The sequence below is a fragment of the Streptococcus infantis genome (assembly GCF_047463635.1).
In the GTDB taxonomy this organism is placed as follows: Bacteria; Bacillota; Bacilli; order Lactobacillales; family Streptococcaceae; genus Streptococcus; species Streptococcus infantis_W.
This window is the reverse complement of record NZ_JASHDL010000007.1, coordinates 21,483-43,502: the sequence shown is the minus strand read 5'-3', so window position 1 is coordinate 43,502 and position 22,020 is coordinate 21,483. Positions and strand designations below refer to the sequence as shown.

The following is a 22,020-nucleotide window of genomic DNA, read 5'->3' as shown; positions in this document are numbered from 1 at the left end:
AAATTTGATCTTGAAGATAAGCTGTAATTTCCTAAAGTGAATTTTCAAAGACTTGAAAGCAAAATGTTTGAATCTAGTGGAACACTATTTGGCACAACAATAGAAAATCCATAGCTATAGAGATTCGGTGGAACTTTTTGATAGCGATACTGAATTATCTCCTTAAAAACCAAGGAATTGTAATCCTAAAATACGCGCTAAATTCCCCAAAACATATTCTATTTAAGGTTTGTTAAAAATAATTTTTTATGGTAGAATGTATAAGAATGCATATCATTCGGATAAACAAATAAATTGAGGTAAAAACATGGAAATTATGGCGATTGTTATCGTTGTTTTTGCCGTCATCATTGGTTTAGTCATTGGATATGTCAGCATCTCAGTCAAGATGAAATCATCACAAGAGGCTGCAGAGCTGATGCTTTTAAATGCTGAACAAGAAGCAACTAATTTACGAGGACAAGCTGAGCGCGAAGCGGATTTATTACTCAATGAAGCTAAGAGCGAAAGCAAGTCTCTTAAAAAAGAAGCACTATTGGAGGCCAAAGAAGAAGCCAGAAAATACCGTGAAGAAGTGGACGCTGAATTTAAATCAGAACGTCAAGAACTCAAGCAAATCGAAAGTCGTTTGACCGAACGTGCTAGCAGTCTTGATCGTAAAGATGACAATTTGACGAACAAAGAAAAAACACTTGAACAAAAAGAACAAAGTATTTCTGATAGAGCAAAAAACCTTGATGTACGTGAAGAGCAACTAGAAGAAATTGAGAAACAAAAGCAAGCTGAACTAGAGCGTATTGGAACTCTGACTCAGTCGGAAGCAAAAGACATTATCTTGGCCCAGACAGAGGAAAACTTGACTAAGGAAATTGCTAGTCGCATTCGTGAGGCTGAGCAAGAAGTTAAGGAACGTTCAGACAAATTGGCTAAGGATATCTTGTCCCAAGCTATGCAGAGAATTGCTGGTGAGTATGTGGCTGAGTCTACCAACTCTACGGTTCATCTGCCTGATGATACCATGAAAGGTCGTATCATTGGACGTGAAGGGCGTAATATCCGTACTTTTGAAAGTTTGACAGGGGTTGATGTTATCATTGATGATACGCCAGAAGTAGTAACCTTGTCAGGTTTTGATCCTATTCGTCGCGAGATTGCCCGTATGACGATGGAAACCTTGCTTAAGGATGGACGTATCCACCCAGCTCGTATCGAAGAGTTGGTTGAGAAAAATCGTCAAGAGATTGATAACAAGATTCGTGAATATGGTGAAGCTGCAGCCTATGAAATTGGTGCACCGAACCTTCACCCAGACTTGATGAAGATCATGGGTCGCTTGCAGTTCCGTACTTCATACGGACAAAATGTCTTGCGTCATTCGATTGAAGTTGCTAAGTTGGCTGGTATCATGGCTAGCGAACTTGGTGAAAATGCTACCCTTGCTCGTCGCGCGGGATTCCTTCACGATATTGGTAAAGCCATTGACCGTGAGGTAGAGGGTAGCCACGTTGAGATTGGTACTGAATTGGCGCGCAAGTACAAGGAGCACCCAGTTGTGGTGAATACTATTGCCAGTCACCACGGTGATGTAGAGCCTGAAAGTGTGATCGCAGTTCTCGTTGCTGCAGCGGACGCCTTAAGTGCAGCCCGCCCAGGAGCTCGTAGCGAATCGCTTGAAAGCTACATCAAACGTCTCCATGATCTTGAAGAAATTGCTAATAGCTTTGAAGGTGTTCAAAATAGCTTTGCCCTTCAAGCTGGTCGCGAAATCCGCATTATGGTAAATCCAGGTCAAATCAAAGATGACAAGGTCACAATCTTGGCTCATAAAGTTCGTGAGAAAATCGAAAACAATCTCGATTACCCAGGAAATATCAAGGTAACCGTGATTCGTGAACTTCGTGCAGTTGATTATGCAAAATAAATAAGAAAGAGCAGTTGAAAAATTACTGCTTTTTTGTTACACTAGATAGAAAGATTGTAGCGAGCAGAAATGGCTTTAGATATATAATCTTACAGAAATTTTTAAGTCATTTCACAAACTATCCAAAGGAGACATAATGGCAGACCGAGGCTTACTAATCGTTTTTTCAGGTCCTTCTGGAGTTGGAAAAGGAACGGTTAGACGAGAAATTTTTGAGAGTTCTGAAAATCAATTTCAATATTCTGTATCTATGACAACGCGGGCACAACGTCCAGGTGAAGTAGATGGTGTTGATTATTTCTTCCGTACACGGGAAGAATTTGAAGAATTGATCCGTCAAGGGCAAATGTTAGAGTATGCAGAGTATGTAGGCAACTACTACGGAACTCCTCTGACCTATGTCAACGAAACGCTTGATAAGGGAATCGATGTCTTCCTTGAAATTGAAGTGCAGGGAGCTCTTCAGGTCAAGAAAAAAGTTCCAGATGCTGTCTTTATCTTTTTGACACCACCAGATTTGGAAGAATTGCAAGACCGTCTCGTAGGCCGAGGTACAGATAGCGCAGAAGTAATTGCTCAGCGTATCGAAAAAGCCAAGGAAGAAATTGCTTTGATGCGTGAGTATGACTACGCTATTGTAAATGACCATGTTCCTCTTGCCGCAGAACGTGTCAAACGTGTGATTGAAGCTGAACATTTCCGTGTGGACCGTGTGATTGGTCACTATCAGGATATGCTACCAAAGTCTCCGACTATTCGATAAAATTTAGAAAACAGGTACAAACAAATGATGCTTAAACCCTCTATCGATACCTTGCTTGATAAGGTACCATCAAAATATTCACTCGTAATCTTGGAAGCAAAACGTGCTCACGAATTAGAAGCTGGAGCACCTCCAACTCAAGAATTTAAATCTGTAAAATCTACACTTCGTGCCTTGGAAGAAATTGAATCAGGGAATGTAACCATCCACCCAGATCCAGAAGGAAAACGCGAAGCTGTTCGCCGTCGTATCGAAGAAGAAAGACGATTGAAAGAAGAAGAAGAAAAAAAAATCAAAGAGCAAATCGCGAAAGAAAAAGAAGAAGGTGAAAAAATTTAAGGTTGGGGGGACTCAATCTTATTTTTTCTATTGCAAGAATACTCAATCAATTGAAACGATTTAAGAAGAGAAGGAGGTGAGGATATGGCTATTGCAAAAATCATTGTGGATGTTCCCTTGATGCAGACAGACCAGCCCTATAGCTACAAGATTCCAGAAGAATTTGAGGAAATGTTGGAAGTCGGCATGCGGGTTCATGTACCCTTTGGGAAGGCCAATCGCTTGATTCAGGGTATTGTTCTTGGATTGGAGTTTCAATCTGATGCAGATGTGGCAGACGAGGACTTAAAAGAAATTGCCGAGGTGCTGGACTTTTCTCCTGTTTTAACGGAGGAACAACTCTGGCTAGCAGAGGAACTACGTAAATCAGTCTTCTCCTACAAAATTTCCATTCTAAAAGCTATGCTCCCTGGATTTTTGAACTCTAGCTATGATAAGATCCTCTATCCACTGGAAGGCTTAAGTCAAGAGGAAAGAGACCGTTTGTTTGGTTCGCAGGAGTCTCTAGCATTTTCATCTCTAGACATAGAAAAGCAGGCTGAGATGATGCGATTGACTCGAAAAGGGCTTTTAAAACTAGAGTACCAGGCTGTGGATCAGAAGAAGGTTAAGACGCAGTCTTGGGTTGAAGTGAATCTTGACAAATTAGAAAATCTAGAAATCTCAAATCGTGCCAAGAAGAAATTGGAACTGCGAGAATACTTATTAGTACATCCTGAAACAGTTCCTTTGGCTGATTTGTTAGAACATTACTCACGTGAACAAGTTAATTTCTTTGTGGAACATGGTGCTATCACCATAGTGCAAAAAGAAGTGCAACGTTCAGCGGCTTATTTTGAAGGTATTGAATCTAGCCAATCTTTAGAGTTAAATCCAGAACAAAAAGAAGCCTGTGAGGCGGTTGTTGGAGCGATTGGGAAGAAACACCCTCCCTTTCTTTTACAAGGAATCACTGGAAGTGGGAAAACGGAGGTTTACTTGCAGATTATCCAAGGGGCCTTGGATTTGGGAAAAACAGCGATTGTTCTAGTTCCGGAAATCTCTCTGACACCTCAAATGACCGAGCGTTTTATTGCTCGTTTTGGTGAGAAAGTAGCCATTCTCCACTCTGGCTTGTCCAATGGTGAAAAGTATGATGAATGGCGCAAGGTGGAGCGTGGAGATGCTCAGGTAGTTGTTGGAGCTCGGTCTGCCATTTTTGCCCCTTTGAAAAATCTAGGCGTTATCATTATCGATGAAGAACACGAGGCCAGCTACAAGCAAGACAGCAATCCTCGTTATCATGCTAGAGATGTGGCTCTTTTACGAGCTCAGTACAATCAAGCAGCATTAGTCCTTGGTTCTGCAACACCGAGTCTAGAAAGTCGTGCGCGGGCTGGAAAAGGCGTTTATCAACACTTACGTCTGACCCAACGTGCCAATCCTTTAGCAAGTATTCCTCAAGTTCAACTGATTGACTTCCGTGATTATATCGGGCAGAATGAAACATCAAATTTTACACCACCACTGATTGAGGCAATTCAAGATCGATTAGATAAAAAAGAGCAGGTTGTTCTCATGCTCAATCGCCGTGGTTACTCTAGTTTTGTCATGTGTCGGGAATGTGGGACCGTGGATACCTGTCCGAACTGCGATATTTCTCTGACGCTGCACATGGATACCAAGACGATGAACTGTCATTATTGTGGTTTTTCCAAAGAAATTCCTCATGTCTGTCCAAACTGTCAGAGTCGCAGTATTCGTTACTATGGAACAGGAACTCAAAAGGCCTACGATGAGCTGGCTGAACTCTTTCCAGAGGCTCGCATTCTGCGAATGGATGTGGATACAACTCGCAAAAAAGGTAGTCACCAAGCACTTCTTGAGCAGTTTGGCAAGGGTGAAGCGGATATTCTTCTGGGAACCCAGATGATTGCCAAGGGCTTGGATTTTCCAAATGTGACCTTGGTTGGTGTTCTCAATGCGGATACAGCCTTGAATCTGCCTGATTTCCGTTCTTCTGAGAGAACCTTTCAACTCTTGACCCAGGTGGCAGGACGAGCAGGAAGGGCTGAAAAAGCTGGGCAGGTCTTGATCCAGTCTTACAATCCTCAGCATTATGCCATTCGCTTCGCCAAGGATCAGGACTATGAAGGCTTCTATGTCTATGAAATGGGTATCAGACGTCAACTTGGCTATCCACCTTATTATTTCACTATTGGGATTACCTTGTCTCATAAGAAAGAAGAAGAGGTTCTTAGAAGAGCTTATGAGGTCATGGAAATTTTACGGTCAGGTTTGTCGGATGCTAGTATCATCCTTGGTCCAACGCCAAAACCTATCGCTCGTACTCATAACCTCTATCATTATCAAATTTTGATTAAATACCGTTTAGAAGATGAGCTTGGTCCAACCCTTAACCAGGTCTTGGCCTTGACACAAGAACGGGAAAATAGCGACCTTCGTCTCAGTATTGACCACGAACCGCAACAATTTTTATAAGAAGGAGAAGATATGACAAAACTAATCTTTATGGGGACTCCCGATTTTTCAGCAACCGTTTTGAAGGGACTTTTGTCAGACGATCGCTACGAGATTGTAGCTGTTGTAACACAACCAGATCGCGCAGTTGGGCGTAAAAAAGTCATACAAGAAACCCCAGTAAAACAAGCAGCTAAAGAAGCAGGGCTTCCTATCTACCAACCAGAAAAATTATCGGGTAGTCCAGAAATGGAAGCTATCATGAACTTGGGTGCTGATGGAATTGTGACTGCAGCTTTTGGACAATTTCTCCCAAGTAAACTCCTTGATAGCATGAATTTTGCGGTCAACGTTCATGCTTCCCTCCTTCCTAAACACCGTGGTGGTGCTCCTATCCATTATGCCTTGATTCAAGGGGATGAGGAAGCTGGTGTGACCATTATGGAAATGGTCAAGGAAATGGATGCAGGAGATATGATTTCCCGTCGCAGCATCCCTATCACAGATGAGGACAATGTTGGAACCTTATTTGAAAAATTGGCAATTGTTGGTCGTGATCTGCTTTTGGATACGTTGCCTGCATACATTGCTGGCGAGATTCAACCAGAACCACAGGACCCAAGTCAGGTTACATTTTCGCCAAATATCAAACCTGAGGAAGAAAAATTGGACTGGAACAAGACCAATCGTCAACTCTTTAACCAAATCCGTGGGATGAATCCATGGCCAGTTGCTCATACCTTCCTCAAGGGAGAGCGTTTTAAGATTTATGAAGCACTACCAGTAGATGGTCAAGGGACTCCGGGTGAGATACTCTCCATCGGCAAGAAAGAATTGATCGTCGCAACAGCAGAAGGAGCTTTGTCTCTTAAACAGGTTCAGCCAGCAGGAAAACCTAAGATGGCTATTGCTTCCTTCCTCAACGGTGTGGGACGGACTTTAGCAGTAGGAGAACGATTTGGTGATTAAAGTTGAAACGGCTAGAAGTTTAGCCCTAGAGGTATTGGAGGATGTCTTTGTCAATCAAGCATATTCCAATATCGCCCTAAATAAACACCTCAAGGGAAGTCAACTATCAGTTGCAGATAAGGGTTTGGTGACAGAGCTGGTCTATGGAACTGTAGCTCGAAAACTTACATTGGAGTGGTACCTGTCTCATTTTATCCAAGATAGAGATAAGCTAGATAGCTGGCTCTATGTTCTGCTTCTCATGAGCGTCTATCAACTCCAATACTTGAATAAGCTTCCTGACCATGCAGTGGTCAATGAGGCAGTGGAAATTGCAAAATCTCGTAAGAAGGGTAGTGAAAAACTGGTCAATGCTGTTCTTCGTCGTATTTTGCGTGAGGGCTTACCAGATATTGCAAGTATCAAACGTAAAAATAAGCGTGATTCCATTGCCTACTCTTTACCAGTTTGGTTGATTTCGAAACTCAAGGAAGAGTATGGAGAAGAGCGAGCTCAAGCTATTTTTGAAAGTCTATTGAAGCGTAATAAAGCCAGTATTCGCGTAACAGATTTGATCCGAAAAGAGCAGATTAAAGCTCTGCTTGGCGCAAGTGATTCTCTTTTATCTCCTGCTGGTCTGGTTAAGGAACAGGGGCATTTTGCTGGTCATGACTTGTTTTCAGAAGGACTTATTACTATCCAAGATGAGTCAAGTCAACTGGTTGCTCCAACTCTTGATTTACAAGGAGAGGAGCAGGTTTTGGATGCCTGTGCAGCCCCAGGTGGGAAAACAGCCCATATGGCATCTTATTTGACTACAGGTCAAGTAACGGCTCTAGATCTTTACGACCATAAACTCACTTTGATCCAAGAAAATGCTCAGCGTTTAGGTGTAGCAGATCGTGTTCAAACGCAAAAACTGGATGCACGAAAAGTGCATGAGTTTTTTGGCAAGGATCAATTTGACAAAATTTTGGTTGATGCTCCTTGTTCAGGGATTGGTCTATTGCGTCGAAAACCAGATATCAAATATAATAAAGAGACAGCAGATTTCGCGTCATTACAGGAAATTCAGTTGGAAATATTAGGTAGTGTTTGTCAAACACTACGAAAAGGTGGTATAATAACCTATAGTACCTGCACTATTGTCTCGGAAGAGAACTTTCAAGTGGTTCAAGCATTTTTAGAAAGTCATCCCGAGTTTGAGCAGGTTAAACTAGATCACGAATGCAAGGATATTCTAAAAGATGGCTGTATCCTTATTACTCCAGAATTATACGGAAGTGATGGATTCTTCATCAGCCAATTTCGTAAGATATCCAATTAGGAAGGAACTGACACAATGGAGATTTCATTATTAACAGATGTGGGTCAGAAGCGTACAAATAATCAAGACTATGTCAATCTTTTTGTCAATCGTGCTGGTCGCACGATGATCATCTTGGCTGATGGGATGGGAGGTCATCGCGCAGGAAATATTGCCAGTGAGATGGCAGTTACGGACCTAGGTGTTGCCTGGGTTGATACGCAGATCGACACCGTTAATGAAGTTCGCGAATGGTTTGCCCACCATCTAGAAGTTGAAAATCAAAAGATTTATCAACTAGGACGAGATGAAGCCTACAAGGGAATGGGGACAACCCTCGAAGCTCTTGCAGTTATCGGAAATCAGGCAATTTATGCCCATATCGGAGATTCTAGAATCGGTCTCATTCGAGGGGAAGAGTACCGTCAACTGACAAGTGATCATTCTTTGGTCAATGAATTGCTCAAGGCAGGTCAATTGACACCTGAAGAAGCTGAAGCACATCCACAAAAGAATATCATCACCCAATCTATCGGACAAAAAGACGAAATTCAACCTGATTTTGGAATTGTCAGCTTGGAACCAGGTGACTATCTGGTCATGAATAGTGACGGTCTAACCAATATGATTTCAGGCAGTGAGATCTATGATATTGTGACAAGCGATATTTCGCTTGATGATAAGGCAGCCACTTTAGTACGCTTTGCCAACAATGCCGGAGGGCTTGATAATATTACAGTTGCCCTTGTTTCGATTAAGGAGGAGGCGGCACTATGATCCAAATCGGCAAGATTTTTGCCGGGCGGTATCGGATTATCAAACAAATTGGCCGTGGAGGTATGGCAGATGTCTACCTGGCCAAGGATTTGATTTTAGACGGGGAAGAGGTAGCTGTAAAGGTCCTGAGGACTAACTACCAGACTGACCCGATTGCTGTTGCTCGTTTTCAGCGTGAAGCGCGTGCAATGGCTGACTTAGATCATCCCCATATCGTTCGGATAACGGATATCGGCGAAGAGGACGGTCAACAGTACCTAGCTATGGAATATGTAGCTGGTCTTGATCTCAAGCGCTATATCAAAGAACACTATCCCCTCTCAAATGAAGAAGCTGTCCGTATCATGGGTCAGATTCTCTTAGCGATGCGCTTGGCGCACACTAAAGGTATTGTCCATCGTGACTTAAAGCCTCAAAATATTCTTTTAACTCCTGATGGAACAGCCAAGGTGACGGATTTTGGGATTGCCGTAGCCTTTGCAGAGACAAGTCTAACTCAGACCAACTCTATGCTGGGTTCTGTCCACTACTTGTCACCTGAGCAGGCTCGTGGCTCTAAGGCAACTGTGCAGAGTGACATCTATGCCATGGGGATTATTTTCTACGAGATGCTGACAGGGCATATCCCTTATGATGGCGATAGTGCAGTAACCATTGCCCTCCAGCATTTTCAAAAACCACTTCCTTCGGTTATAGCTGAAAATCCATCTGTTCCCCAAGCTTTGGAGAATGTGGTCATCAAAGCAACTGCTAAAAAGCTTACGGATCGATACAAGTCGGTTTCAGAGATGTATGTTGATTTATCTAGCAGTCTATCTTATAACCGCAGAAATGAACCTAAACGTGTTTTTGATGATGCTACTAAGGCGGACACAAAGACATTGCCAAAGGTTCCTCAAACAACCTTGACCTCTATTCCTAAGGTGCAACCACAGACAGATAACCATCAGGTAACTAAAGCTAGCCCAGAAGCAAGTGCTAAAAAATCTGTGGAAAAACCAGTGAAAAAACGTCGTTTTAAAGCACGTTATCTAGTTCTACTAGCAAGTTTCGTACTGGTTGCCGCTTCTTTGGTGTGGATTTTATCCAGAACACCAGCTACTGTTGAGATTCCAAAAGTTGCAGGTCAAACTGTTGCTGAAGCTAAGGAAACCTTGAAAAAAGCGAATTTTGAAATTGGTGAGGAGAAGACCGAAGCGAGTGATACCGTAGAAGAAGGTCGGGTCATCCGAACAGATCCAGATGCTGGCTCAGCTCGCAAAGAAGGGTCTAAAGTTAATCTAATCATATCTTCAGGTAAACAATCATTTAAGATTGGAAACTATATTGGACGCAAATCTACTGATGTTATTGCAGAATTGAAAGGGAAAAAAGTTCCTGAAAATCTGATTAAGATTGAAGAAGAAGAGTCCAGTGAATCAGAACCAGGTGTGGTTTTAAAACAGAGCTTAGCAGAAGGTACGACTTATGATCTTACCAAGGCAACTTCTATCGTTTTGACTGTTGCTAAAAAGGTGACAACCGTGACCATGCCAAGTTATATTGGCTCAAGTCTTGAATTTACAAAGAATAACTTAATTCAAATTGTTGGTGTCAAGGAAGCTAATATCGAAGTAGTAGAGGTATCGACAGCTCCTGAGGGCACTGCTGAAGGAACTGTTGTGGATCAAAGTCCAAAACTAGGTGAGAAAGTTGATCTAAGTACGACGCGTATAAAGATTTCTATTTATAAACCAAAAACTCCGCCATCATCTTCTTCTGTTCCATCTTCGAGCCAACGTAACTCTAACAGGGCAGATAATACGGTGCCGTCTCAAAGTCCATCGACACCATCTTCATCTACACCAACTCATGTGGACGAACATAACACGGATAACTAAATAATCTTTGTCACAGTTTTTGTGGCAAAGATTTTTTTTCCTTCGAAATTATGATAAAATAAAATGGAGTTTGAAAAAGGAGGGAAACATGGAAGAATCAAAAAAACTGAATGCAGTTATTGATGTCATCATGCTGGCAGGAACGATTTTACTCCGTAATGGTTCTGAGATTTATCGTGTTGAAGATACTATGATTCGGATTGCTCATTCACAGGGCATTATGGATTGTAATGTTTTAGCCATGCCTGCCGCCATTTTTTTCTCCATTGAAAATACAAATATCTCTCGTATGAAGCGAGTGACCTCCTCTGCTTATAATATTGAGAAGGTGTGTGATGTCAACCAGATTTCACGGCAGCTTGTATCAGGACAGCTTGATTTGGAGACAGCCTTTATCCAACTAAAGGAATTGAATGCCAAGGCATCTCCCTATACCAATGTTCAACTAACTGCTGCAGCGACCCTCAGTGCTCCTTTCTTTTCAATCATGTTTGGTGGGAATGTCTATGATGCCATCGGAGCAGGAGTGGCGACCTTGTTTGCTTTTACTTGCTCTCTCTATGTAGAGAAGTTTATTCGTATCCCTTTTATGACTGCTTTCGCAGGAGCACTTGTCTTTGGTTTGATTGCACAATTTTGGGCGCGCTATTCTGGCTTGCCGTCGACAGCTGATTTGGTGATTGCGGGTGCGGTTATGCCTTTTGTACCTGGAATTGCCCTGACTAATGCTGTTCGAGATATTATGACCAATCACATTAACTCTGGTATGAGCAAGATGTTTGAATCCTTGCTGATCACCCTTGCCTTAGGGGCTGGAACATCAGTCGCCCTCTTACTCATGAACTAATATGACACTAACAACATTTTTATTGCAAGCTCTGGCAAGTTTGCTTGCCATTATTACCTTTTTAATCGTTTTAAATGTCCAGCGTTCCATGCTTATCCCTGGTGGAGTTTTAGGAATGTCTATCTGGCTACTCTATCTGATACTCAAGGAACCAACCAATGTTATTTTGGCAACCTTTATTGCTGCGGTGATTGGTTCTTGTGTTAGCCAGATTATGAGTATTCTCTACAAAACGCCAGCAGTGGTTTTTGCCCTAGCCATTCTGGCACCATTAGTACCAGGTTATCTATCTTACCGAACCACATCCTTCTTCGTTACAGGTGACTACGGTCATGCCATTTCTAGTGCCATGTTAGTCATGATGTTGGCCCTCGTTATCTCCATTGGAATGGCCAGTGGGACAGTTTTGTTAAAATTGTATCATTATCTCAAAAAGAATCGAGCTAGCTAAGACTCGATTTTTTGTAGCCCTAAAGTTCTGTTTGAAAAATGAGATAATGAACTTGATTTGGTGAATCAAGTCTTTTTTAGCTCATTTGACCTCAATTGTGATAAAATAGAGGTGAACGATTTTTTACAATGAATGATAAAAATAGAGGTAAATATGACAATCGGTATTGATAAGATTGGTTTTGCAACCAGTCAATACGTTTTGAAATTACAAGATTTAGCAGAAACCCGAGGAATTGATCCTGAAAAATTGAGTAAAGGACTCCTTTTAAAAGAATTGAGTATTGCTCCTTTGACAGAGGATATTGTTACCTTGGCTGCCAGTGCAGGTAATTCTATCCTGACTGAAGAAGAGAAGCAAGAGATTGACATGGTTATCGTAGCGACAGAGTCTGGGATTGACCAGAGTAAAGCTGCAGCTGTCTTTGTACACGGTTTGCTAGGAATTCAACCATTTGCTCGTAGTTTTGAAATCAAGGAAGCTTGCTATGGTGCAACTGCGGCACTTCACTATGCTAAGTTACATGTAGAGAATTCTCCTAAATCAAAAGTTTTGGTGCTGGCTAGTGATATTGCAAGATATGGTGTCGAAACTCCTGGAGAACCAACTCAAGGTGCAGGATGTGTTGCTATGTTGATTAGCCAAAATCCACGTGTTATGGTCTTCAATAATGATAATGTTGCACAAACTCGTGATATTATGGACTTCTGGCGTCCAAATTACTCGACAACACCATTTGTAAATGGGGTTTACTCAACACAGCAATATCTTGATAGCTTAAAAACGACTTGGGAAGAGTACCAAAAGCGTTATGACTGTAACTTGGACGATTTTGAGGCTGTATGTTTCCACTTGCCATATCCGAAGCTAGCTCTCAAAGGATTGAAAAAAATCCTAGACAAATCCTTGCCTCAAGAGAAAAAGGACTTGCTTCAAAAGCACTTTGATGAATCTATTATTTATAGCCAAAAAGTTGGAAATATCTATACAGGTTCACTCTTCTTAGGTCTCTTGTCTCTTCTTGAAAATTCTGATAGTCTCAAAGCAGGTGATAAGATTGCCCTCTACAGCTATGGTAGTGGTGCTGTATCTGAGTTCTTTAGTGTGGAATTGGTTGAAGGCTATGAAAAACAATTGCAGAATAATCGCTTAGACTTGCTAGATCAACGTCAAGCTTTGAGTGTTGCTGACTATGAACGAATCTTCTTTGAAGAAGCAAACTTAGATGAGTCTGGTTCTGCAATTATGTCAGGCTATGAAGGACAAGACTATGCTCTGGTTGAGATTGTAGACCACCAACGTCGCTACAGCAAGGTTGAAAAATAATGAAAAAGAATTGGAATGGATTTGCTAAAAAATCAATTCAAGAGCGCCTAGAGCTAGTTAAGTCTCAGACGCTTACTACTATTGAAGCCCAAGAAAGTCTTGACCGGAATGAAAATCTCAGTCTAGCAGTTGCGGACCAATTGAGTGAAAATGTGGTAGGAACCTTCTCGCTTCCTTACTCAGTAGTTCCAGAAGTTCTGGTAAATGGTCAGGAGTATACCGTTCCCTATGTGACCGAAGAACCATCTGTAGTTGCTGCAGCCAGTTTTGCTAGCAAAATTATCAAAAGAGCAGGCGGTTTTACTGCTCAGGTTCACCAACGCCAAATGATCGGTCAAGTGGCTCTCTATCAAGTCCCAGATAGGGACTTAGCTTGCCAGGCTATTCTAAGTCAAAAAACGGATTTACTCGAACAAGCAAACCAAGCCTATCCTTCTATTGTCAAACGTGGTGGTGGAGCGAGAGAGCTAACAGTTGAAAAAATTTCTGGTGAGGTTGACTTTTTAGTGGTTTATCTCCATGTGGATACTCAGGAAGCCATGGGAGCTAATATGCTCAATACCATGCTTGAAGCTTTAAAATCAAGTCTAGAAGACCTAAGTCAAGGACAAAGCTTAATGGGGATCCTATCCAACTACGCAACAGATTCTCTAGTAACTGCAACTTGTCGGATTGCCTTTCGTTATTTGAGTCGCCAGAAGGATGAAGCGCGTGAACTAGCAGAAAAAATGGTTTTAGCCAGCCAGTTTGCCCAAGCAGATCCTTATCGAGCAGCTACTCACAATAAGGGAATCTTTAATGGAATCGATGCTCTCTTGATTGCGACAGGAAATGATTGGCGTGCCATCGAAGCAGGAGCGCATGCCTATGCCAGTCACGATGGTGCCTATCAAGGTCTTAGTCGTTGGACTATGGATTTGGAAACAGAAGAGCTAATTGGAGAGATGACCATGCCGATGCCGGTTGCTACCAAGGGTGGATCAATTGGTCTTAATCCTCGAGTCGTACTCAGTCATGAGTTGCTTGGTCATCCATCTGCCAAAGAATTGGCTCAAATTATCGTTTCGATTGGTCTCGCTCAAAACTTTGCAGCACTTAAAGCTCTGGTCAGCACAGGGATCCAGCATGGACACATGAAACTTCAAGCAAAATCTCTAGCACTTTTAGCAGGAGCTACAGAGGTTGAAGTGCCTAAGTTGGTAGAAAACTTGATTGCTGAAAAAACTTTTAATTTAGAAAAAGCCCAAATGTTATTGAAACATTTAAGATCATAAGAAAAACTCAGACTGGTTTGATTTTTTGCGCTTTTTACTGTTTCTTAATTCAACGATAGTGTTTGACAGTTTTGCTGTTTTTGTTCAAAAAACAAAGATGTATGCATTGATAACGCTTTGGTTTTTATTATAATATAAATGTAAGTTATTAAGATTCCTAATCAAAAAAATATAGAGAGAAGGATTTTTGATTAGGAATAAAAAATTAAAATGGTGAGTGTTGCATTACTTACTACAGTAATATTGAATATAGCACTTACAGAAGGTGTTTCAGTTGTTCATGCTAATGAGGTGGCTTCAGCTACAAAATTCGGATATGCTGTAGTTGACATGGGGTCTACTATTTTGGGAATTAAGGAAATTGGTGATAACTGTTTTGAATAAGAAATACAATGTAGTTTTATTTTTATTATTTATAGTCTATTTGTTTGGATACTTCTCGATTTCAAAAAATTTAATTCCTATAATGTGTGTGATCCAAATATTTTTGTTAGAAAATATATTTAAATCTCAAAGTAAACTTATCCAAATAGGTAAAATCATAGTTATTATTGCTTCTATAATATTATTTATTGATAGTATACTAAATTAAGAGTCTGAGAACTATTTTGTCTCAGACTCTTTTTGTTTAAATACTTTTACCTGGTAAGAGGCTGACTGGTAAGAAATAACCAGTCGTGGCAACTTCTTTTCCTTCGATTTTTTGAAGGAGTAAATCAACTGTCAGGCGAGCAATTTCTTCTAAAGGTTGTTTAATGGTAGTAAGATGAGGATAGAAATTCTCGATAAAATAAGTTCCATCGTAACCAATAACCTTGAGTTGTTCTGGAACAGAGATGCCAAGTTCCTGGGCGATCTTCATTACCAAGATGGCAGTCAAATCATCCGATGCGAAAATAGCATCTGGTTTTTGTTTTTTCAGAATACTTTTGATTTCCATTTCCTTGCGGAGGGGTGAAAAGTCACTGGAAATATTGATGATGGGAGCTTTTGGGAAGATAGAAGCAAAGCCTGCATGGCGAAGTCCAGTTGGTGAATTGGAGTTGTCATTACCTGTAATCATAATGACAGACTTGGATCCAGTTTTAGCCAAGGTTTGAGCTGCTAGGACTCCACCAGCATAGTTATCAGAGGAAACGACAGGAATGTCTGGTGATAGGTTTCGGTCAAAAGAAATGATTGGAGCCGTTACGCGATTGTAGTCCTCAATCCCTAAGTTATGGCTACCAGAGATAATGCCATCCACTTGATTAGCTTCTAGCATTTCAAGATATTCACGTTCTTTTTCCGAATCGTGCTCACTATTACAGATGATGGTCTTATAGCCGTTTTTGAAGAGTTCGTGCTCCAGTTTGTCAATCAATTCAGCATAGAAAACATGGCTGATTTTTGGGAAAATCAACCCAATTAACTTGGCTGATTTCCCTTGGAGGCTACGAGCTAGGTTGTTGGGTTTATAACCCAACTCCCGCATAGCTTCATTGACCTTTTGAATAGTTTTTTCAGACAGATAACCTTTTTTATTGATAACACGTGAAACAGTAGTAGGGCTGACGCCAGCTAATTTTGCGACATCAGTTAGTTTTGCGACCATATTCTAATTCGTAGTAAGTTCCAGTTGGGGTTCCAGATTTAATGAGGATTCCATTTTGATCTTTGTGAGGGAAGACACGACCAGAAAATACTTTTTCTCCTTTATTGATGAAAATTTCAAAGACTGAATTATCGATGAAGATATTTACAGTAGTAGCTTGGTTGTCGATTGAACATGAGCGAGTAGTTCCAAATTCTTGAGCATATTGCTCACCTGCTTGACTGCGGTCAACAGTAACTTGACCATTGACAAGGTCAAAATTGATAGAGAGTCCTTTGCCATCTTTGTCAGCAAGAAGAACGATTTCACTTTGACTATTGGCTGCTAAGTTAAGCTCGAGCTCGTAGGTGTTTTTGGTTTCAGAACGATTTGAAAATTCCTCTTGTGAAGCACGGAGTTCTTTGATAGCAGCTACAGGATACTGATAGAGTTTGCCATCTTTAATGGTAAGTTCCTTGACCAATGAGAAAGTCCCTTGGTGATCAAAACGATCAGATGGATAAGACACATCTGGCAAACCAAGCCAACTAACTGCCAGAGCACGTCCATCAGGAGCATTGAAGGCCTGAGTGGCATATGCTTCGAAACCATAGTCTAGATTGTGTAGTTCAGACACATCTACCATACGAGCATTTTCAGGATCGAAGGAAACACCGATTTTATACATATTTGGATAGATATTATCGTAGTCAAGAACCTTTTTATCCAAACCTTGTGGGCAGTAGAGAAGGACAGGTTGTTCTCCAACAAAGACAAGATTTGGGCACTCCATCATATAGGCAGTACGGTCATTGTTGAAGTCAAGATCACCAACTTCTTGCCAGTTTGTATAATCATTTTCGACAGCTTTGTAAAGACGGATAAACCCTTTTTTCTCCAAGTCTTGACCACCAACGATAGCGTAGTATTGTCCTTTAAAGTTAAAAATCTGTGGATCGCGGAAGTGGTCAGTAGCATCAGCAGGCTGATCAATCAAGATCTTATCAATCTTTTTAATATTTCCATCCTTATCCATCAAGGCACCAATCTGATAAGGGTGGCGAACCCAATTTTCATCACGGACATTTCCTGTATAGAATAGGAACAATTGATCACCAAACTGCATAGCAGATCCTGAGTAAGCGCCGTGGCTATCCAGTGGAGTATCAGGTAAGATTTTTACACCTGTTTCAGTAAAGTGCACCAAATCGTCACTCTCAAGTTGAACCCAAGATTTCAAGCCGTGGGCTGCTCCAAAGGGGAAGTTTTGGTAAAAGACAATCCACTTACCATCAAAATAAGAAAAACCGTTTGGATCGTTGAGAAGTCCTTCCTTTGGTTCAATGTGATAGCTGACATGCCATGGGGATTGCACCATCTTTTCTTGGATTTCTTTTCTTTCTTCTTGTGTCCAATCTTCATAACGTCTGTAACGACGTTCAGTAGTCCATTCCATTTCTATTTCCTCCATAAATTCTACTATCTTAATAGTAAACGTTTCCTTATAAAAAAGCAAGTCTTTTACACTAAATTAAAGAAAAAAATGTCAAACGATTGACAGAGTTTGGAAACGTAATTTTATGGAAAATGATGAAAATATGAAAGTTTTTGAAAAACTTTAAAGTAAAAACCTTGATTTTAGAGGGTGTTATGGCTGTGTTGATGAAAAAAATAGCAAAAACAATCAAAAAATAAAAAATAGCAAAATTTTTTCTGCAAAACGCTTGACATATTTTTTAAACGTGATAGAATAATATTCGTGGGGCGAGTAAAATCGCTTTCAAACAAGAACAAATTTTTTTATAAGGAGATTTTTGCAAATGACCAATACAGAAATTGCAAAAAAAGTCATCGAAGCCTTGGGCGGACGTGAGAATGTTAACAGTGTAGCTCACTGTGCTACTCGCCTTCGTGTTATGGTGAAAGATGAAGCGAAGATTAACAAAGATGCTATTGAGAACTTGGAAAAAGTTCAAGGTGCTTTCTTTAACTCAGGTCAATACCAAATCATCTTTGGTACAGGTACAGTTAACAAGATGTACGATGAAGTCGGAGCTCTTGGTTTGCCAACGACATCTAAGGATGAGATGAAGGCAGAAGCTGCTAAACAAGGAAATTGGTTCCAACGTGCCATCCGTACTTTTGGTGACGTCTTTGTTCCAATCATTCCAGTTATCGTAGCAACTGGTCTCTTCATGGGTGTTCGTGGTCTCTTGAATGCTCTTGGAATGACACTTCCAGAAGATGTGACAACTTACACTCAAATCTTGACTGACACAGCCTTCATCATCTTGCCAGGTTTGGTTGTTTGGTCAACCTTCCGTGTATTCGGTGGTAACCCAGCCGTTGGTATCGTTCTTGGTATGATGCTCGTTTCAGGTTCACTTCCAAATGCCTGGGCTGTTGCTTCTGGTGGAGAAGTAACTGCTATGAACTTCTTCGGATTTATCCCAGTTGTTGGTTTGCAAGGTTCAGTTCTTCCAGCCTTCATCATCGGGGTTGTCGGAGCTAAATTTGAAAAAGCTGTTCGTAAGGTTGTTCCAGATGTTCTTGACCTCTTGGTAACACCATTCGTAACACTCCTCGTAATGTCAATTCTTGGTTTGTTTGTTATCGGACCAGTCTTCCACGTTGTTGAAAACTATATCCTTCTTGGAACAAAAGCTATCCTTAACTTGCCATTTGGTCTTGGTGGTTTCTTGATTGGTGGAGTTCACCAAGTTATCGTCGTATCAGGTGTTCACCACATCTTCAACTTGCTTGAAGTTCAATTGCTTGCTGCTGACCATGTTAACCCATTCAACGCTATCATCACAGCTGCCATGACTGCTCAAGGTGCTGCAACAGTAGCCGTTGGTGTTAAAACTAAAAATCCAAAACTTAAAACACTTGCTTTCCCAGCTGCTCTTTCTGCCTTCCTAGGTATTACTGAGCCTGCTATCTTTGGGGTTAACTTGCGTTTCCGTAAACCATTCTTCCTTTCATTGATCGCTGGTGCAATCGGTGGTGGATTGGCATCTATCCTTGGTCTTGCTGGTACTGGTAATGGTATCACAATCATCCCAGGTACAATGCTCTACATTGGTAACGGACAACTTCCACAATACCTTCTTATGGTAGCTGTATCATTCGCTCTTGGTTTTGCTCTTACTTACATGTTTGGTTATGAAGATGAAGCAGAAGTGGCTTCAGAAGCTACAACTGAACGTTTGGCTGACGAAGCAGTAACTGGTACTGTTGTTGCACCTAGCGAAGGTGTCATCCAAACACCAATCGTTGGTGACGTAGTTGCTCTTTCAGATGTTAATGACCCAGTCTTCTCAAGTGGAGCTATGGGACAAGGTATCGCTGTAAAACCTAGTCAAGATGTTGTTTACGCCCCAGCTGATGCTGAAGTGACAATCGTCTTCCCAACAGGGCATGCTTATGGTTTGAAAACAGCAAACGGAGCTGAAATCTTGATTCACGTTGGTATCGACACTGTTTCAATGAACGGTGAAGGATTCAACCATAAAGTTGCCCAAGGTGACAAGGTTAAAGCTGGAGATGTTCTTGGAACATTTGACTCAGCTAAGATTGCTGCTGCAGGTCTTGACAACACAACTATGGTTATCGTGACAAACACTGCAGACTTTGCTTCAGTAAATCCAGTTGCTTCTGGATCAGTTGCTAAGGGTGATGCAGTCATTGAAGTTAAAGCTTAATACTCTTCGAAAATCAAATTCAAACTGCGTCATACTCGCTTTGCCGTATGTATGTGTTACTGACTTCGTCAGTTCTATCTACAACCTCAAAGCCGTGCTTTGAGCAATCCGCAGCTCGATTCCTAGTTTGTTCTTTGATTTTCATTGAGTACACTACTTTCGATTTAATAGATCAAAAAACGAACAAATGTCATGTTTGTTCGTTTTTGATTGAATCGTAAAATTTACAGAGGAAAAACTAAAATATAGAGCAACTTTCCTTCTTGAAATATGCTATAATAGAGAAAATAAAAACTAGAGGTTTATCATGACAAAATTATATGGAAGCTTGGAAGCGGGCGGTACAAAATTTGTCTGTGCTGTCGGTGATGAAAACTTTAACATTGTAGAAAAAACACAATTTCCAACAACAACTCCTATCGAGACAATCGATAAAACCATCGAGTTCTTTTCAAAATTTGATAATCTTGCAGGTCTTGCAATTGGTTCATTTGGTCCCATTGATATTGACAAAAACTCAAAAACTTATGGCTTTATCACAACAACTCCAAAACCTCACTGGGCAAATGTGGACTTACTTGCTGCCCTTCGTCGCGCCCTAAACGTGCCAATGTACTTCACTACAGACGTAAACAGCTCTGCCTACGGTGAAGTGGTTGCCCGTAACAATGCTGGTGGCCGTATCGAGAACTTGGTTTACTACACAATCGGGACAGGTATCGGTGCAGGTGTCATCCAACGTGGTGAGTTTATCGGTGGCGTGGGTCACCCTGAGATGGGACACTACTATGTGGCTAAACACCCAATGGATATTGAAAAAGAATTCAACGGTGTTTGTCCTTTCCATAAGGGATGTTTAGAAGGTTTTGCGGCTGGTCCAAGCTTAGAAGCTCGTACAGGAATTCGTGGTGAAAACATCGAACTCAACAGTTCTGTTTGGGATGTTCAAGCCTACTATATCGCTCAAGCAGCTGTAAATGCAACTGTAACCTTCCGTCCAGATGTCATCGTCTTTGGTGGTGGTGTTATGGCCCAACAACACATGCTTGACCGTGTACGTGAGAAATTCACATCCTTGCTCAATGGTTACCTACCAGTTCCGGATGTGCGTGACTATATCGTAACACCAGCTGTTTCAGGTAATGGTTCAGCTACACTTGGAAACTTCGTTCTTGCTAAGAGCGTAGCAAAATAAGTATAAAAAATGAGGTCGAGATTTATCCCGGCCTCTTTCTTTAGTCTTTTTCAATTTTCGTTTCCTGATGGAATATATTTTGCCAAGTTTCATGTCTGCGCCAGATACTTGTATGAATAGTATCACCTATCTGATAGCGGATGAGTTTTGTCTTCTGACTAATGGACGTTAAGTGAAGCTCTTTGATAGCAGTGGTTAATTCTTTTTCCTCCTTATAGGCTTCCTTGTCTAGTTCTAGTCCGTCTTGGCGAATATAAATGAAATCTTCAGCCAGTAATTCTTCCAATTGATTTCCTTGGTCAATTAGTTGCTCTCTCATGAGCAATTTTTTATAGACATTATCAAGAATTTCATCCTCAGGAATCGGTGCTGGTTCGATATGAATATCGGTATCAAAGACGCCAAAGCGTTCTGATAACATGGATTCAACCTGATCGGCAATTTCGTGGCTTTCAAAAACGGAGAGGTCTGGATTCATCTCGAGAGTAATGTCCAGATAGATATTGCTTCCATAAGTACGACCGCGTTGTGATTTGACCTTGCTAATCTTAGGGATTTCCATGATAGCCTTTTGGTAATCTTCGAGCAAGTGTTCATCAAAACCATCTGAAAGGCTGAAGGATGACTCGATAAAGATATCATAGGCAGTCTTGAGGATAAAGAAGGTAATAACGATGGCAACCAATTTATCCACGAGAGAGAAGTTAAAACTGCTGGCTAGGATGGCGATGGTGGTTCCGAGTGAAGTGACCGCATCTGATAGATTGTCCTTGGCAGCTGCTTTCAGTGCCTTAGACTTGGATTGCTTGCTGAGGTGAGTGTTGTAGAGATAGACTCCAAACATAATCACTGCAGAAACCACTCCCAAAATCGCTCCAAGTGGGTCAATCACAGTTTCTTCGCGACTGATAATCTTTTGAATCGTATCGCGAAGAACATCAAAACCAACATAGAACATGATGATTGAAGTGATGAGACTTGCCAAGTCCTCGATTTTCCAGTGACCGAAACGATGGTCTCTATCTGCTGGCTGTCGGGCCAATCGAATCCCTATGAGGAGGGCAACATTTCCGATGATATCAGAAACGTTGTTGAAACCATCCGCCACCAAACTGGACGAGTGAAGGAGGTGGCCCGCTGCTAACTTAGCTGCTGACAAGAAAAGGTAGGTCAAGATACTAATAATAGCACCTCGCTCAGCTAATTTCAAGTTTGAAACTGATTGATTCATCTGACTCTCTTCCTAGAATTTTTGT

Annotated in this window: 18 protein-coding genes; 15 read left to right on the top strand and 3 right to left on the bottom strand. The window is 41.2% G+C overall.

Annotated elements, in window-relative coordinates; all coding sequences use genetic code 11:
- Positions 1 to 307: 307 nt before the first annotated feature.
- The 13 genes from QM867_RS05595 (at position 308) to QM867_RS05535 (ending at position 14,676) form a co-directional block, all read left to right on the top strand.
- Positions 308 to 1,921, top strand: coding sequence for a ribonuclease Y (locus QM867_RS05595; protein ID WP_414315317.1), 1,614 nt, complete (start codon positions 308 to 310; stop codon positions 1,919 to 1,921).
- 136 nt (positions 1,922 to 2,057) lie between these two features.
- Positions 2,058 to 2,684, top strand: a complete 627-nt coding sequence (gene gmk / locus QM867_RS05590; RefSeq protein WP_000775049.1) for a guanylate kinase — start codon at positions 2,058 to 2,060, stop codon at positions 2,682 to 2,684.
- Between the two features lie 24 nt (positions 2,685 to 2,708).
- On the top strand, positions 2,709 to 3,023 hold the full coding sequence (rpoZ, locus tag QM867_RS05585) for a DNA-directed RNA polymerase subunit omega (protein ID WP_007554975.1): 315 nt from the start codon (positions 2,709 to 2,711) through the stop codon (positions 3,021 to 3,023).
- Between the two features lie 84 nt (positions 3,024 to 3,107).
- Positions 3,108 to 5,504 (top strand): primosomal protein N', encoded by a 2,397-nt coding sequence (locus QM867_RS05580; protein ID WP_414315316.1) that lies wholly within the window; start codon positions 3,108 to 3,110, stop codon positions 5,502 to 5,504.
- Positions 5,505 to 5,516: 12 nt separating this feature from the next.
- Positions 5,517 to 6,452 carry a methionyl-tRNA formyltransferase gene (fmt, locus tag QM867_RS05575; protein WP_414315315.1) on the top strand — a complete coding sequence of 312 codons (936 nt, stop codon included), beginning with the start codon at positions 5,517 to 5,519 and terminating at the stop codon, positions 6,450 to 6,452.
- Entirely contained in the window at positions 6,445 to 7,758 is a 1,314-nt protein-coding gene (gene rsmB / locus QM867_RS05570; protein ID WP_414315314.1) for a 16S rRNA (cytosine(967)-C(5))-methyltransferase RsmB, read from the top strand. The genes fmt and rsmB overlap by 8 nt, the downstream gene beginning before the upstream one ends.
- A gap of 15 nt (positions 7,759 to 7,773) precedes the next feature.
- Positions 7,774 to 8,514 carry a Stp1/IreP family PP2C-type Ser/Thr phosphatase gene (locus QM867_RS05565; protein WP_371607608.1) on the top strand — a complete coding sequence of 247 codons (741 nt, stop codon included), beginning with the start codon at positions 7,774 to 7,776 and terminating at the stop codon, positions 8,512 to 8,514.
- Positions 8,511 to 10,394: a Stk1 family PASTA domain-containing Ser/Thr kinase gene (gene pknB / locus QM867_RS05560; protein ID WP_414315313.1), complete on the top strand. Its 1,884-nt coding sequence runs from the start codon at positions 8,511 to 8,513 to the stop codon at positions 10,392 to 10,394. Before QM867_RS05565 ends, pknB begins: the two co-directional genes overlap by 4 nt.
- An 88-nt stretch (positions 10,395 to 10,482) precedes the next feature.
- On the top strand, positions 10,483 to 11,241 hold the full coding sequence (locus QM867_RS05555; protein ID WP_281335347.1) for a threonine/serine exporter family protein: 759 nt from the start codon (positions 10,483 to 10,485) through the stop codon (positions 11,239 to 11,241).
- 1 nt (position 11,242) lies between these two features.
- Positions 11,243 to 11,692 carry a threonine/serine exporter family protein gene (locus QM867_RS05550; RefSeq protein WP_049503410.1) on the top strand — a complete coding sequence of 150 codons (450 nt, stop codon included), beginning with the start codon at positions 11,243 to 11,245 and terminating at the stop codon, positions 11,690 to 11,692.
- A gap of 153 nt (positions 11,693 to 11,845) precedes the next feature.
- Positions 11,846 to 13,018: a hydroxymethylglutaryl-CoA synthase gene (locus tag QM867_RS05545; RefSeq protein WP_414315312.1), complete on the top strand. Its 1,173-nt coding sequence runs from the start codon at positions 11,846 to 11,848 to the stop codon at positions 13,016 to 13,018.
- Positions 13,018 to 14,292: a hydroxymethylglutaryl-CoA reductase, degradative gene (locus tag QM867_RS05540; RefSeq protein ID WP_414315311.1), complete on the top strand. Its 1,275-nt coding sequence runs from the start codon at positions 13,018 to 13,020 to the stop codon at positions 14,290 to 14,292. Before QM867_RS05545 ends, QM867_RS05540 begins: the two co-directional genes overlap by 1 nt.
- A gap of 210 nt (positions 14,293 to 14,502) precedes the next feature.
- Positions 14,503 to 14,676 carry a hypothetical protein gene (locus QM867_RS05535; protein WP_414315310.1) on the top strand — a complete coding sequence of 58 codons (174 nt, stop codon included), beginning with the start codon at positions 14,503 to 14,505 and terminating at the stop codon, positions 14,674 to 14,676.
- Between the two features lie 244 nt (positions 14,677 to 14,920).
- Here the strand turns inward: QM867_RS05535 and QM867_RS05530 are convergent, their stop codons facing one another.
- Positions 14,921 to 15,886, bottom strand: coding sequence for a LacI family DNA-binding transcriptional regulator (locus QM867_RS05530; RefSeq protein WP_414315309.1), 966 nt, complete (start codon positions 15,884 to 15,886; stop codon positions 14,921 to 14,923).
- A complete protein-coding gene (locus QM867_RS05525; RefSeq protein ID WP_049528003.1) occupies positions 15,867 to 17,321 on the bottom strand; it encodes a sucrose-6-phosphate hydrolase in 1,455 nt (484 codons plus the stop codon). The genes QM867_RS05530 and QM867_RS05525 overlap by 20 nt, the downstream gene beginning before the upstream one ends.
- 364 nt (positions 17,322 to 17,685) lie before the next feature.
- Between QM867_RS05525 and QM867_RS05520 the strand changes: the two genes are divergently transcribed.
- Positions 17,686 to 19,569: a sucrose-specific PTS transporter subunit IIBC gene (locus QM867_RS05520; RefSeq protein ID WP_414315308.1), complete on the top strand. Its 1,884-nt coding sequence runs from the start codon at positions 17,686 to 17,688 to the stop codon at positions 19,567 to 19,569.
- A 307-nt stretch (positions 19,570 to 19,876) separates the two neighbouring features.
- A complete protein-coding gene (gene scrK / locus QM867_RS05515) occupies positions 19,877 to 20,764 on the top strand; it encodes a fructokinase ScrK (RefSeq protein ID WP_414315307.1) in 888 nt (295 codons plus the stop codon).
- A gap of 40 nt (positions 20,765 to 20,804) precedes the next feature.
- On the opposite strand, the gene QM867_RS05510 is transcribed toward scrK, so the two are convergent.
- Positions 20,805 to 21,995: a cation diffusion facilitator family transporter gene (locus QM867_RS05510; protein ID WP_281335354.1), complete on the bottom strand. Its 1,191-nt coding sequence runs from the start codon at positions 21,993 to 21,995 to the stop codon at positions 20,805 to 20,807.
- Between the last annotated feature and the right edge of the window lie 25 nt (positions 21,996 to 22,020).

Bases quoted from the DNA above. Each gene is read 5' to 3' on its own strand.
- QM867_RS05595 (WP_414315317.1), top strand. From the start codon at position 308: ATGGAAATTATGGCGATTGTTATCGTTGTTTTTGCCGTCATCATTGGT.
- gmk (WP_000775049.1), top strand. From the start codon at position 2,058: ATGGCAGACCGAGGCTTACTAATCGTTTTTTCAGGTCCTTCTGGAGTT.
- rpoZ (WP_007554975.1), top strand. From the start codon at position 2,709: ATGATGCTTAAACCCTCTATCGATACCTTGCTTGATAAGGTACCATCA.
- QM867_RS05580 (WP_414315316.1), top strand. From the start codon at position 3,108: ATGGCTATTGCAAAAATCATTGTGGATGTTCCCTTGATGCAGACAGAC.
- fmt (WP_414315315.1), top strand. From the start codon at position 5,517: ATGACAAAACTAATCTTTATGGGGACTCCCGATTTTTCAGCAACCGTT.
- QM867_RS05565 (WP_371607608.1), top strand. From the start codon at position 7,774: ATGGAGATTTCATTATTAACAGATGTGGGTCAGAAGCGTACAAATAAT.
- pknB (WP_414315313.1), top strand. From the start codon at position 8,511: ATGATCCAAATCGGCAAGATTTTTGCCGGGCGGTATCGGATTATCAAA.
- QM867_RS05555 (WP_281335347.1), top strand. From the start codon at position 10,483: ATGGAAGAATCAAAAAAACTGAATGCAGTTATTGATGTCATCATGCTG.
- QM867_RS05550 (WP_049503410.1), top strand. From the start codon at position 11,243: ATGACACTAACAACATTTTTATTGCAAGCTCTGGCAAGTTTGCTTGCC.
- QM867_RS05545 (WP_414315312.1), top strand. From the start codon at position 11,846: ATGACAATCGGTATTGATAAGATTGGTTTTGCAACCAGTCAATACGTT.
- QM867_RS05540 (WP_414315311.1), top strand. From the start codon at position 13,018: ATGAAAAAGAATTGGAATGGATTTGCTAAAAAATCAATTCAAGAGCGC.
- QM867_RS05535 (WP_414315310.1), top strand. From the start codon at position 14,503: ATGGTGAGTGTTGCATTACTTACTACAGTAATATTGAATATAGCACTT.
- QM867_RS05530 (WP_414315309.1), bottom strand. From the start codon at position 15,886: ATGGTCGCAAAACTAACTGATGTCGCAAAATTAGCTGGCGTCAGCCCT.
- QM867_RS05525 (WP_049528003.1), bottom strand. From the start codon at position 17,321: ATGGAATGGACTACTGAACGTCGTTACAGACGTTATGAAGATTGGACA.
- QM867_RS05520 (WP_414315308.1), top strand. From the start codon at position 17,686: ATGACCAATACAGAAATTGCAAAAAAAGTCATCGAAGCCTTGGGCGGA.
- scrK (WP_414315307.1), top strand. From the start codon at position 19,877: ATGACAAAATTATATGGAAGCTTGGAAGCGGGCGGTACAAAATTTGTC.
- QM867_RS05510 (WP_281335354.1), bottom strand. From the start codon at position 21,995: ATGAATCAATCAGTTTCAAACTTGAAATTAGCTGAGCGAGGTGCTATT.